Origin of the sequence: Paraglaciecola sp. 2405UD69-4, assembly GCF_047525415.1 — a bacterium.
Taxonomy (GTDB): domain Bacteria; phylum Pseudomonadota; class Gammaproteobacteria; order Enterobacterales; family Alteromonadaceae; genus Paraglaciecola.
In genome coordinates this window covers 390,008-403,386 of the sequence record NZ_JBLIXM010000001.1, presented here as the reverse complement: position 1 = coordinate 403,386, position 13,379 = coordinate 390,008, and the positions used below count along the sequence as shown (strand labels likewise).

Sequence of the window (13,379 nt, the reverse complement as noted above, 5' to 3'; positions counted from 1 at the left end):
AAAGTTTAAAAATGACCACGATTTTATCGTGGTTCTTTTCTAGCTTTAGAAACGAAAAATGAAAAGAACGCGCCTATAAACACAAAAATAATAGCGGGAGGGGCCGGTATAGAGGCCGTTGATTCAACATGCTCACTCCAAACAAGATATTGTGCAAATTCCCAATCTCTACTATTACCTGTGTCGTAAAATCGCTCAGCATCTGATAAATCAGGCATCGTATAATAATCAGATGGAATAGAAGTTGATACTGTATAAGTATAAGTACCTTCCCAAAAATCAAAGTAATAACCTAAGTAAAAAGGCGTGTAAAAGTGACAGTAGTAAGTGTCACAATCTGCAATCAAAGTTTTATCGCTACTAAAATCACCTAAAGGTCCATCAACTAACACTTGATCATAGAAGGCCTTGCCGGCAAAAATCGCTGAATAAACATCGTTAAAAAACAAATCTTCAGGGTCATCACAACCACCAAATATCTCGACACATGAACCTCTAGCGAATTCGACGTCATAAACTTCGCCATAACCTAGATCGACACCTGAAGCTCCCGTTAATTTACCATCCGAGTTAAAATTCAGTACTAAATTGGCGTAAGAAAATTTACATAAACATAGAGTTAATAGTAAAACGGAAAAATTAATTAGTTTGCACATTATCCTTCTCCTAATTGATAGACACCTAAATATGGATAATACGTTAATGAAATAACATTCCAAGCTGTACAAAAATCATACTCCTTAATTGCCTATTGACCAACTTTTACTACAAAAACATCGTTTAACAATCGAACGAAATTCTCATCATAGTACTAGCACCAAATAATGAATTACTTGAAAAACTAAAATCAAACGTAGAAGAAGTACGGGCCAGAGGCGGCATCATGTACGTATTCGCCGACAAAGAAGCCAACTTCAAAAGCGACGAAACCATGCGCGTAATCAACGTACCCCACTGCGAGTCAGCCATAGCACCCATCGTCTACACCCTGCCCCTACAACTACTGTCATACTATGTAGCTGTCATTAAAGGCACAGATGTAGATCAACCACGTAATTTAGCCAAAAGTGTAACGGTTGAATAAAAGCATAGGGAAAGGTTTTTATGATGTGCGAGTACATTAAAGTTTGAAACTCGCACAGCCACGTCACTAGGTTTTGGTCGGGTTTGTGCCATTAACTTCACCTCAAGTTTTAAAATTTGAATGGCAGCTGTGTACGTAAAACGGACGCTCGCAAGATAATAATCTCATTTCCCGCTTACACACCATCGCTGAGCATAGCGCAAACGATTCTAAATTCTTCTCAAATTGTGAACAGTACAGTGAGAGATTCCTCTCTGTACGATCACTATGCACATAGAGGTAGACGACTAATAACTAATTTCATTAACTATTTAAGGAATAATATTTATGACCGACATAATTCGTGCCCCTCATTATGCATACTCAGATGAAATGAAGGCCAGATTTAAGAGAGAGCCGGAAGCTACGGTTGAGGCATTTTCCAGACGAGCGTCAGCTTTTAGTTTATTAGAAAGCCTAGCTGCAAACCCTGTCAATCCATCCCTTGTATCAAGCACTTATGGAGGGATAGATGCAATACTAATGACTTTGCCAGGCTACGTATTTTCCTATTCTAGTTACTCTGACCCAATTAGTGACTTAATTGGTAAGCTACCTTCTCAATGCCATTTGTTTATATTAGTTTCGCAAAATCATAGAACGATACTTGATACTTGGTTGCAGAATGCGAATGCCACAAGTAGAACAACGGTTGTTGAAGCTCCGACTACCATGCAATTTACTGTTTGGGCTGAAGATGCTTACGCAGTGGTAAGCGATACTGCTCAAAGCCCTGCGACACGCCACCTAGTGGAGCCCGCAACATTTAGACGAGCACATGATTCGCTTATTGCTGATGAGATGGCCAAAGGTTCATCCCTTAATCAATCTCAAGTGCAACTCTACTTTCAAGGGGGTAACCTGTTAATTGGTGATGATTTTTGGTTGATGGGGATGGACTATGCGATTAACTCTTTAAATCTTGGGTATGTAGTGCCTCAAGCTGGTGAAACTGAGTTACAAGCAATAGAGAGAGCTTACGGCGAAGCTCTGGACCAGCAAAAGAAGCTTATACTAGTTGGCAGTAGCCTCGCAGTTCCAGCACAAAAAGAAATTCCAATCGTGATTAATAACGAACCTTGGACTGAGGAAGTCTATGCTGGTAATTCTCCGGGCACAACACAGCCACTGTTCCATATTGATATGTTTATTACTCTTTTAGGTAGAAGTGAATCTGGCAGGCAGCGAGCTTTAGTCGGTGACCCCAAAATGGCAGCGGATATACTGGGAATCCCTACTTCACCCTATGCTATGCAGTCGGTTTTCGATGATATAGCTGGAAAGCTAGAAGCAAATGGCTTTGAAGTTGAAAGAAATCCACTTCCGCTAACATATCAAGATGATCCATCTAGGAAAAAGAGATACTGGTACTTTGCAACAGCCAATAATGCACTAGTGCAAACGTCTCAAGGAGACGAGCAGGTTTGGATACCTACTTATGGCCATGGTGCATGGCCTGAGCTTTCGGCTACTGATGACGCCAATGCCCAAATCTGGAGGAATCTAGGTTATACCGTAAATAGACTAGGTGATTTTCACCCATTTGCATTTAATCTTGGAGCCGCACACTGCATTACAAAATTCTTGGGACGGTCTTAGCTCCTCGTAATGAGTTTACAGTCAGAGAACCCTAGCAAAGCCCGCCAGTAGGACGCAGTAAATCTGCGAATCTGCTGGCGGGGATGAATGTCCGCTCTTTGTCTGAAGCAGACAAGCGCTTGCCGTATGATGATGTTCTGCTTTTCGCTCAAACCCGTCTGTCAGTTTATTAGGCAGACTGAGTTTCAAATATTAATTAGTCAAATTTTTATAGCGTTTAAGCTTTGGTTTTTCCTAGCCACAAACATTACGTAATTTGGGAAAAATCTAAGTACACAAAATCGGGGGTTCAAGGAGTTTCAGTTTTAAATATTAATATGCTTGCACACATTTAACCACAACCAACAAACTGTGTGATACAGGGTGCATTTAAACCAACACCCTAGTACCACACACTCAAAAGCAATCAGCAGTATATTCCCTTATGCTGTTTGCTTAATTAGGCTATTGCTTGATCCCTCTTTGGGTCTCTAGGTAAGCTGCGAAGCTTCCTAACCAATGGGATCCCATGTAGTGCATATCTCCAAATACTGAGTTAAGGCCTGCCTCTCTGTGGGCTTTTAGGTTCTGAGTTAATAGGGCAACCCGTTTGTCATCCTTATCTAAACCGCCAATAATGCCCTCAAGCATCCAAGAACGGCTTAGGTTTAAGCCATCTAAATGAGCTAGCTTACCATCTGACTTGTCAGCTACTGTTGCTGGAGTTATCCAACTTTGGTCACCTTCATTAAGCTGTGGAAAAAACTCAGACAACCACACACTATACTCAGATTTTGGTAGTACTCTGCGCATTAAATCTGCTTCCGCCAAACAAGGAGACAAAAAGTCCTGACCAGAAGGCTCGTAGGCAATGGGGCAGGTTTTGTCTTTAAGGTAGAACTGCTTCACTTTTTTGGTTAGCAAGGCTTCAAACTCTGCATTCTTATTAGCACGGCTCCAATCTAACATTAACCCAAAGGCAAAAGCGGTTTGGCTATGTTCGCCGGTGCGAATTGGGTAAGCTAATTTATGTAACCATGAAGTGATGTTAGCCACAATTTTTACTTCTAGTGGTTGTAACGTTTCTATCCACTCTTTAGCTTGGGGGAAACTTGCCTGCCTAAGCTCTGTCATTAATTGCAAATACCATGCTAGGCCATATGGACGTTCAAAGGTGCTTGAATCACTGCGAGTGTAGGTTTTCATTTCGCCAGCCAGTTTTTCTGGCGTAAAGCTTTGTGCAAGCTTTTCTAAAATAAGGTCAGTATCAACCTTATCACTGGCTTTATTGAGCATACGCACTAGCAGCCAATGGCCATGTACCGAAGAGTGCCAATCTAAGCACCCGTAAAACGCAGGATAAAGTTTACTCGGCGGCATAACATCCGCTTCACTTTTCATGCTGTGCTTTATCACGTTCGGGTATTCTTGATGAATACAGTGTAGCGCTAAGTCTGCAAAGACTTGCTCGTAATGTTCAGATGCTGGCGCTTCCTTGGCACTCACTACATGACTGAGCATAAACAATAGTGATATGGGTAATGCTGCTTTCTTGTAATGAATTTTCATACTCTGAATTCTTATGTTAATTGTTTTAGAAAGGGAGCCTGCTCGTTAAGAGCAGGCGGGTCTGTCAACCTGTAGATATAAAGCTCTTACTTGATTTTGGTAGCACTCACACCGAAGAATACCCTACTCATAAAAGATACTCTTTCATCGAGTAAATTGCCTCGGTACGGCTAAACAAACAGATGATGCATTGTAGTTGTTGTTTGCATCATTGATTTCTCGTACCTGTTCATATCCAAAATCTTGTTGCACTACAGTGCCTTGAAGATTTGTTTAAATTAATCTTTAAGGTGCATGTATATTAAGCGAACAATTAATAAGCAGTCAAGCCAGCAATACACATGAATAACACTAGCGTTTTATCATTGTTTACATAAAGTAATTTCAAGCCATTGTTTTTTATAGAGTATTTTACAAATTTAAAAAATAAAATTTGGAGTGAAAAAGTTTAGTTACTGAGGTAATCAGCGAATAAAAGCCATCATTGGATTACTTTTTAACAGAACACTACTGGTTTTTTAGATATAAAGCGGCCATATATATTCATAATTAACAGCACTTAAATTCAAAGATTTAGTGGCTAATTGACCTTAGACTCTTACCCTATATATGCTTGGCTTTATGGCAAGAATAAACCCGCGTCTTGAATGGATGGCTACTATTTACAGTAGCCACGGGTAACGCTCGTAAAGGCGGGCTTTAACCTTCAATAAAGACATTAGGCACTTTCACTACAGACTTGCTGCAGCTCTAGCAGCTTGATCATATACCCCAGATAGCGACCGTAATGTAGCAGCTACGTTAGACAAGTCTTCTGCGTCTTTACCTGTTAACCCTAGCGAAGAGACTAAACATTCTTCTCTAATTTTTCGGTACTCTTCACACAGTTTTCGGCCTTTAGCGGTGGCCGAGTAATACATTTCTTTGCCCCGCTTTTCCCCTTCTATCAGCTCCGATTTTAGGAGTTTCTTTAAGGCGTAATTGATAGAATGCGTGTCTTCAATATTAAGCATAAAACAAATATCAATCCGCCTTTGCTGGTTTTCTCTTGATTGAATATTATGCAGAGTCATTATGTCTAAAGGGCTTAGATCACTTACCCCTGCCGCCGAGGCACACCTCACAATCCATTTAGTAAACGCATTATAAAATACGGTTAAACCAAGCTCGACTTCTGACAAAGGCCAAGCTACACCTTCAGCCAAACTTTTTGACGAGACTATTTTTCGTTGTGAGGTCATTTATGGGTACTCCGCAGGGCAATGGGTATAATTAGCAAGCCAATATACACGCTATCATATCCGTTTTTAACCACCTTTTTATATACCCACTATTAAAGGGCATTAATCCTTAGGGTAAGTCGCAAATTCAATGAAATAAGCGTAAAGAGTAATCAGCCAGAGAGATTTAGGCTGCAGTAGTTAAGCTTTTAACAGAAACTGCAGCCCGAAAAGTTCATATAATACGGAGCAACTGGACCTATATACCTAGGGCACTGAATACCATTTTTGCACCTAAACCCGCGGTGATAAGTACAACTATACCGCCAAGAATATTTGCTTTTAAAGAGTTGGCATATTTACCAAGCAATTGCTTGTTGTTCATGGCATAAAGCAAGAAGCAAGCAACAATAGGTAAAAGCAAACCATTAGCAAACTGCGCTAAAAGGATCACAGTAACAGGCTTTACACCCGTTAAAGCCAACAAAGAACCAATTGCTATCACGCTTAAACTGATCCCTCTAAAAGCGGCTCCTTTGTTTTCACTGCTAAGTTTTAATACCTCACAAATGGCGTAGCCGGTTGCTAATGGCGCAGTAATTACACTGCTCAGCCCAGCGGCAAACAAACCTACGCCTAGCAAATACTTAGACCAAGAGCCAAACAAGGGCTCAAATTGATGCGCCATGTCAGCTGCACTATTAACCGATAAACCATGGGCAAACATACTTGCAGCAGATGTAGAGACAACAAGAATAGCAATCAGCCCCCCTAGCCCAATAGATACAATAGTGTCACTTTTAGCATTACTTAATTGCTCTGAACTATGCCAATGGTTTCTGGCGGCGGCGGCGTGCAAAAACAAATTATAAGGGACCACTGTGGTGCCAATTAGCGCGATAACTGTGAGCAAACCACCTTCTGGTATTTCAGGGAAAACTAGCCCTTTAAAAATATCAAGGATACTCGGCTGCACAAAAAAGAAAGTCAGCACAAATGAAAGCCCCATTAAGCTCACTAACCCAATCAATACCTTTTCGATTTGTTTGTAAGATCCAAGCAGCAGTATGCAAGCACCAACAATACTAAGAATTATTATTGAGGCAGTGTAGCTGCCTGTAGTTTCACCTACTATCGCTTGAATACCTATAGCGGCTCCAGCTAAGTTACCAGCTTCATAAGCGGAGTTCCCCCCGTAAAGCGCAATAATAATCAGCAAAACAAGAGGCCATTTAAAAACTGACGCGCTAAACATATTAACAAGCACTTCCCCCAGCCCTTGTTGCGCGACTATTCCCAAACGAACCGCCATTTCTTGCAAAATGATGGTTGATAATGTGGCAAAAAGCAGAGCCCATAGCAAAGCATAGCCAAAATTTGCACCGGCTAACGTGCAAGCGGTAATTGTGCCAGGACCAATAAATGCAGCTGTTACTAATACACCTGGTCCTAAATTTCTTAGTTTTGTTATCACAATCTCAACTCCTGAGTATCCATTCCCCCTTAAAAAAGAGGGAAGGTATTGCCTTTATTATTAGGGGCTGTTTACTTTACTTCGCCATACCCCCCACCAGTTGGAGATTCAATATTAACCGAATCTCCGGGTAAGACCTTGGCATGACCACAACCACCAAGCATCTCCCTATCTCCATTTTTACGTTCAATCCAATTACAGCCAATTTGCCCTGGTTGCCCACCTTTCACGCCAAAGGGAGGGTACTTTCGGTGCTCTGATAAAATCGAACACTCCATCTCATCCTCAAACCTTATTTTGCGATAAATACCATCACCAGCATTCCATTTACCTTTACCACCAGAGCCACGACGAATAGAAAACTCTTCTAAAATAACTGGGTATCTTTGCTCCATAATTTCTGGATCTGTCATACGAGTATTAGTCATATGAGTATGGACCGCAGCCACACCATCAAACCCTGGGCCTGCTGGGCTGCCAGAGCATATTGTTTCGTAATATTGATACTTCTGGTTACCAAAGGTCAGGTTGTTCATGGTGCCCTGACTTGAACCAAGTGCTCCCAAAGCACCGAATAACGCATTAGTGACTGCTTGACTAGTTTCTACATTTCCAGCGACGACAGCGGCAGGATATTCTGGGTTCAATAAGGTGCGACTGGGGACCTTAATTGTGATGGGTTTTAAACACCCAGCATTGAGTGGGATCTGATCATCAACCAAACATCTAAACACATAAAGCACCGCTGCGTGAGTAATCACCTTAGGTGCATTAAAGTTGTTATCTAGTTGGCCAGATGTGCCTTCAAAATCAATTACGGCACTACCCTCTTCTTTGTTTACAGTGATTTTTAATGCAATCACAGCTCCCGAATCAAGCTCATATGTAAACTCACTATCGCTTAACTTTGAGATTGTTTTACGCACTGATGCTTCAGCACTTCGCTGAATGTGTCGCATATATGCATGCACAGTTTCTACACTGCTTTCGTTCACTAGCTTAAGTAACTCATTTGCACCGGTATTATTGGCGGCAACTTGCGCCATTAAGTCCGCCACATTCTGGCTGATATTTCTAGCTGGATAGGGGCCATCTGACAGCCTTTTGGTTATGTCATCAACTAAAAAAGTGCCTCTATCCATTAGCTTCACACAGTCTAAGATAATCCCTTCCTGTTCTATACTAGTAGCCTTAGACGACATAGAGCCTGGTGCTATGCCACCTATGTCTTCGTGGTGTGCCCTACTTGCCAGATAAAAAATAATCTCGTCTTCTGCTTCATTGAAAACAGGCGTTACCACAGTAATATCAGGTAAATGTGAGCCGCCGTTGTATGGGTTATTTTGTACAAACACATCACCTGGATTTATCTCTTGGTCACTCTCAATGATAACTTTTACCGAGGAGTCCATAGAGCCCAAATGCACAGGTACGTGAGGAGCATTAGCCACCAAGTTTCCTTGGTTATCAAATAGAGCACATGAGAAGTCTAAGCGCTCTTTAATATTTACCGATTGCGAAGTATTTTGCAGCACCAGCCCCATCTGCTCTGCCACAGACATAAACAAGTTATTGTAAATTTCTAAGGTAACCGGATCGCATTTATCGCCTTCATCGGTATTTCGCTTGGCACTCTCTTGCAAGTTGCTCAATACCAAATGTCCATATTTATTAACCGCTGCCTGCCAACCGGGCTCAATAACAATTGTCCCCGTATTCTCTATAATCAAAGCGGGCCCTGTAAATTCATGGCCGTACTTAAGTTGATTGGCTAGATAAATAGGAGTGGTGTGCCACTGGCCTTTGCTAAACATCATTTCACTGCGTTGTGGCACCAAGATACTAGGCTCTGAGTCTGTCGCTGCAGTTTCTACGTTTGCATCACCCTTTACAGACGACAATACGCCGATAGTATCGATTAGGATGTTCTTTTCTGGTGAGATAAAGCCAAACTGCCTTTTATGAATTTTCTCAAACTCCCCTTGCATCTTTTGATGATCGCTAAGGGGTACTTGAATAGTAGAATCTGAATTTTGATACTTTAACTGGGCCCAACGTGTATGAATAATGTCGTCTTTATTTAAGCCCTGGTCCATTAAAACATCGCTATTTACAGCGGCCATTGACTCAAAATCGATTACGGCTTCTTGTATTTCATCAGCGCCTAAAGGTTTTCCAAGCACATGTTGCTGTTCAGTAGAGATATCTGCTAACCCCATACCATATGCCGATAACACGCCAGACAAGGGGTGCAAAAATATTTTAGACATACCTAAACGTTCAGCCACTAAGCAAGCATGCTGCCCACCAGCGCCACCAAAACAATTAAGTACATACTCTTGCAGGTTATACCCCCTAGCAACAGAGATTTTTTTAATGGCTTGAGCCATGTGCTCAATCGTAATATCAAGAAACCCTTCCGCAATTTCTTGTGCAGATTTATCTCCGCCTAAGCGCTCAGCAATGGCCGCAAAACCTTTCACAGAAGCTTGTTTGTCTAGTGGTAAGTTTTGCTGTGGTCCAAAAATACTTGGAAAATAATCAGCTTGGATTTTACCTAAACAAAGATTAATGTCGGTGACAGCAAGTTGCTGCCCGCGGCGGTAACAAGCCGGCCCAGGATTTGCGCCCACAGACTCTGGCCCCACTCGAAAACGGTCTCCATCAAAGGTAAGTTTTGAACCACCACCAGCGGCAACAGTATGAATGTACATCATAGGTACTCGCATGCGCACACCGGCTACTTCTGTCTCGTAGACCTTCTCGTACTCGCCAGCAAAATGAGAAACATCTGTCGATGTACCGCCCATATCAAAGCCAATCATTTTGTCAAAACCCGCTAGTTTTGCGGTATGCACAGCACCCACAATACCACCAGCTGGGCCAGACAAAATTGCATCTCGTCCACGGAATAGGTGCGACCCAGTCAGTCCACCTGAAGATTGCATAAACAGTAACTTACCCTGCTCACCCTTAGCCCCTATGGCATTTTCGATACGATCAACATATTTACGAAGAATAGGAGTCAGGTAAGCATCAACAACTGTGGTTTCTCCCCTTGGGACAATCTTAGTTAACGGGCTCACTTCACAACTTGCAGAAACTTGCGTAAAACCTATTTCACGAGCAAGGTCGGCAACTTGTTGCTCATGGGCGGGATAACGATAGGCGTGCATAAAAACAATAGCGATTGAACGAAAGCCTTTTTGATAAGCTTTAGTCAATTGAGCGCGAGTTTGCTCAAGATTTAAGGGAGTAAGCACCTCACCCTCAGCGCCAACGCGCTCTTCAACCTCAACCACATGATTATATAGAAGATCAGGCTTTTTAATATTTAACGCAAAGATATCACTGCGAGCTTGGTGACCTATCTCTAAAGCATCACCCAAGCCCTTACTAATAGCGAGTACAGTTGGCTCACCCTTTTTTTCTAGCAAGGCGTTGGTGGCAACAGTCGTGCCCATTCTTACGACTTCTATCTCTGCCGTGGGGATTTCATCGTCAGAGCCAAGATTCAAAAAACCTCTGATCCCATGCAGCGCCGCATCATCATATGCTTCTGGGTTTTCAGATAACAATTTTTTAGTATGCAATTCGCCAAGAGGATCTTTAGCTACAATATCTGTAAAGGTTCCACCTCTATCAATCCAAAATTGCCACTTTCGAACAGATTGGGTTACTTGATTCAAACTCATAAACACTCCAGGCACAGAAAACGTATTTCAAATGGGTAAAATTGAATACCATCTAACAGCAATGTTAAACTAAATGTCGAAATAAACCCTTATGCACTTGCTCAAAACGTTAAATCAAATAGTAAACATCCACCTATAAACCAGCCCAAACTAGGCAGGCTTGCTACTACAAAATATTCAAAGGCGTATTTAAACCGCCCAGCAATCCAATGCTAATTGTATCCTGGCACGTAGCTACTCAATTCTTCACTCGCCAAGGACACAATAATTCGAGTATTCACATCATCACAGCTAAGCGGCACTTTGTTACGTGAAAAATTGGGCAACACTGGGGCATGCTCAACACAATCCGCTCCTTTGTGTTCGCTATTTTTAACGTTCGCGTTACTAGATTCAACAGTATTCATATCATCTACCCATTCAATAAATTTTATTATCACAATAAATACTATCATAACATTTGTATTTTACTAGCGTTTTACGTGTAATAATTATACAGCGATAAACTGCTTGTTTATGGCAAATAACCTACAGCTAGGTTTTGGATTAAAGGCAATTGGATAATTTATTGGCGGATGAGTAATTTGACTTAATGGCCTCTCTCCTAGATAAAAGTTAACTTCACTCCATTTAAGAAAGTGGTTTATCCATATTCAGGCTAAAAATGTCATTTTTTTCGCTAAGAATGAGTCTTGGAAATTCCTATGCCTGTCATAGCGCAAAGCATCGCAAACACAACGGCCGTGTAATTCTGAACGGCCCAAGGTAAATAATCTAAGGTGGGTATTCCAAGTGCAGCGGTCATGAATACTCCAGCACTGGTCCAAGGAATGAGCGGTTCGATTACCGTACCGGCATCTTCAAGAGTACGAGACAAATTTTTAGCATCAAGCTGCATACGTTTGTAGGTATCTCTAAATAATTCAGAGGGAATTAACAATGCCAGCTTACCGTCTGAGGTGGTACATACAACAGTAAACGTGGTTACTACGGTGGCCCCTATTAAACTTGTGGTACCTTTGATGCTTGTCGCTAAAAACGAAATTAGAATTGTCAGGCCTCCAGTTAACGCTAATGCACCCGCAAATGAAAAGGCACAAAAGACAAGTAGTACCACCCCCATCATTGAAGACATTCCACCTCGATTAATCAAAGATAACACGTCACTCAATACTGTTATTTCACCCAAGCCAACATTTTCAAACATTGAAGCATTGAACCCGTGTAACGTAGAAGTTAATGCTGTAATAAGCTCAAACTCTTGAAAGGTAACCGCATTTACTATCGCGACTAAAATAGCTAAAACCATCAGCGGAATAGTCGGAAATTTGCATACCGCCCCAAATAAAATAACCACTGGGGGCAATAATAGAAATAGGTTTAGAGTGAACAGCTCATCGATATTATCTACAATAGGATCGACGTTTTGCAGTGTATCAGTGGCAACCTCACTATTACTGGCAAACAAAAATACAATAATCGTAACCAAAAATGCTGGGACAGTTGTCCACAACATATGTTGTATATGCTCATAAAGAGAAGTTCCAGCCACCAGCGAGGCCAAGTTCGTAGAATCCGATAGTGGCGACATTTTGTCTCCAAAATATGCGCCCGACACTACCGCTCCGGCTACAGCAGCTAAATTAGCATCCATACTTGTGGCAATCCCCATTAATGCCACGCCAATTGTTCCTGCCGCTCCCCATGAGGTACCTGTGCAGAGTGATATAAAACTAGTGACTAAAAAAGCGGTAACCACTACATATTCGGGGCTAACTATTTTTAGTCCATAGTAAACCAGCATAGGGATAGTTCCGCCAATCATCCAACTGCCAATTAATCCGCCCACTAACACCAATATAAATATCGCCGGCAAAGCTTGAGCTAGACGCTCAACAATGGCGTTTTGAATGTCGTCCCAACTATGCCCTAACTTTTTAGCAACACCAGAAGCCACAATTGCCGATGCAAGCAATAAACTTTCAATGGGTAAACTGTAAACGCCGTAACCTATGACTAAAAAAATCAACATAGCGAAAATAGGTAGTAATGCGAGTGCTGCTGATGGCCGTGTTATGGTTTTATTATTCATTTAGGAGGAAGGTTTGTTATTCAATGCCTACATTCATAAATAACATCTTACCTCACGATGCCTAATAACTTTAAACAGATATCAAATCTTTAAGCGTCTATATATTTAACTCTTGTTTTATAAAAGTACTTTTCGAGGATTTGCTTTAAGAGCTTTATGAGGTAATGCTATAAGTAATGAGTTTACTTATGCAGTAATCGAGTTGGGGCATCGCCAGAGTTTGATATCAACTCGCTGATTATTTAAGTCATTCAGTCCTTAGCGACTTCTTTTGCAGCCATTATGCTTGAATACATAGATACACAAAAAGGCACCATATAGGTGGTGATCACCTTAAACCAGTTTAGTTCGGCGTCACCCCAAAAGGCTTCACCTTGATTTATAAGGGTTAGCAAACTGCCTACAATTATGCTGATGTAAATGGCTGTTTTTAGCTGTTTTTTCGTGATGGCCATATCAAGCGTTCACCTGTTTCTATCTTGTTGCACAATAGACCTTTTTTACTGTAAAAACTTTCATTTTCTCTTGTCTATAGTTTTGGCAATCTAATTAATAGTCATGAATAAAAGTCTAAGGTAGGGTGCTGTCATACACATGTATGACCTGTGATTACGCCCTTTCATTGACA

General features: G+C 41.4%; 9 protein-coding genes and 1 pseudogene. 2 read left to right on the top strand and 8 right to left on the bottom strand.

Annotated features, from left to right (window positions below):
* Nucleotides 1-23: 23 nt before the first annotated feature.
* A complete protein-coding gene (locus tag ACMUMK_RS01850) occupies nt 24-656 on the bottom strand; it encodes a hypothetical protein (RefSeq protein ID WP_414699424.1) in 633 nt (210 codons plus the stop codon).
* Between the two features lie 146 nt (nt 657-802).
* On the opposite strand from ACMUMK_RS01850, the pseudogene ACMUMK_RS01845 reads away from it, so the two are divergent.
* Together ACMUMK_RS01845 and ACMUMK_RS01840 are read left to right on the top strand one after the other, a co-directional pair.
* Nucleotides 803-1,084: pseudogene (locus tag ACMUMK_RS01845) on the top strand (SIS domain-containing protein); the annotation flags it as partial.
* Nucleotides 1,085-1,411: 327 nt separating this feature from the next.
* Entirely contained in the window at nt 1,412-2,722 is a 1,311-nt protein-coding gene (locus ACMUMK_RS01840) for a hypothetical protein (RefSeq protein ID WP_414699423.1), read from the top strand.
* Between the two features lie 444 nt (nt 2,723-3,166).
* Here ACMUMK_RS01840 and ACMUMK_RS01835 read toward each other — a convergent pair whose 3' ends face one another.
* The 7 genes from ACMUMK_RS01835 to nrtS form a co-directional block, all read right to left on the bottom strand.
* Nucleotides 3,167-4,222, bottom strand: a complete 1,056-nt coding sequence (locus tag ACMUMK_RS01835; RefSeq protein ID WP_414700311.1) for a DUF2891 domain-containing protein — start codon at nt 4,220-4,222, stop codon at nt 3,167-3,169.
* 779 nt (nt 4,223-5,001) lie between these two features.
* Entirely contained in the window at nt 5,002-5,511 is a 510-nt protein-coding gene (locus ACMUMK_RS01830) for a winged helix DNA-binding protein (protein WP_133467783.1), read from the bottom strand.
* A gap of 238 nt (nt 5,512-5,749) precedes the next feature.
* Nucleotides 5,750-6,964, bottom strand: a complete 1,215-nt coding sequence (locus ACMUMK_RS01825) for an Nramp family divalent metal transporter (RefSeq protein WP_414699422.1) — start codon at nt 6,962-6,964, stop codon at nt 5,750-5,752.
* 71 nt (nt 6,965-7,035) lie between these two features.
* The gene (locus tag ACMUMK_RS01820) at nt 7,036-10,659 is read right to left on the bottom strand and encodes a hydantoinase B/oxoprolinase family protein (protein WP_414699421.1); all 3,624 of its coding nucleotides are present in this window, start codon (nt 10,657-10,659) and stop codon (nt 7,036-7,038) included.
* Nucleotides 10,660-10,871: 212 nt separating this feature from the next.
* Nucleotides 10,872-11,066 (bottom strand): hypothetical protein, encoded by a 195-nt coding sequence (locus tag ACMUMK_RS01815; RefSeq protein WP_414699420.1) that lies wholly within the window; start codon nt 11,064-11,066, stop codon nt 10,872-10,874.
* A gap of 272 nt (nt 11,067-11,338) precedes the next feature.
* Nucleotides 11,339-12,751, bottom strand: a complete 1,413-nt coding sequence (gene nhaC / locus ACMUMK_RS01810; protein WP_414699419.1) for a Na+/H+ antiporter NhaC — start codon at nt 12,749-12,751, stop codon at nt 11,339-11,341.
* 251 nt (nt 12,752-13,002) lie between these two features.
* Entirely contained in the window at nt 13,003-13,206 is a 204-nt protein-coding gene (gene nrtS / locus ACMUMK_RS01805; RefSeq protein WP_414699418.1) for a nitrate/nitrite transporter NrtS, read from the bottom strand.
* Between the last annotated feature and the right edge of the window lie 173 nt (nt 13,207-13,379).

Bases quoted from the DNA above. Each gene is read 5' to 3' on its own strand.
- ACMUMK_RS01850 (WP_414699424.1), bottom strand. From the start codon at position 656: ATGTGCAAACTAATTAATTTTTCCGTTTTACTATTAACTCTATGTTTA.
- ACMUMK_RS01840 (WP_414699423.1), top strand. From the start codon at position 1,412: ATGACCGACATAATTCGTGCCCCTCATTATGCATACTCAGATGAAATG.
- ACMUMK_RS01835 (WP_414700311.1), bottom strand. From the start codon at position 4,222: ATGCTCAGTCATGTAGTGAGTGCCAAGGAAGCGCCAGCATCTGAACAT.
- ACMUMK_RS01830 (WP_133467783.1), bottom strand. From the start codon at position 5,511: ATGACCTCACAACGAAAAATAGTCTCGTCAAAAAGTTTGGCTGAAGGT.
- ACMUMK_RS01820 (WP_414699421.1), bottom strand. From the start codon at position 10,659: ATGAGTTTGAATCAAGTAACCCAATCTGTTCGAAAGTGGCAATTTTGG.
- ACMUMK_RS01815 (WP_414699420.1), bottom strand. From the start codon at position 11,066: ATGAATACTGTTGAATCTAGTAACGCGAACGTTAAAAATAGCGAACAC.
- nhaC (WP_414699419.1), bottom strand. From the start codon at position 12,751: ATGAATAATAAAACCATAACACGGCCATCAGCAGCACTCGCATTACTA.
- nrtS (WP_414699418.1), bottom strand. From the start codon at position 13,206: ATGGCCATCACGAAAAAACAGCTAAAAACAGCCATTTACATCAGCATA.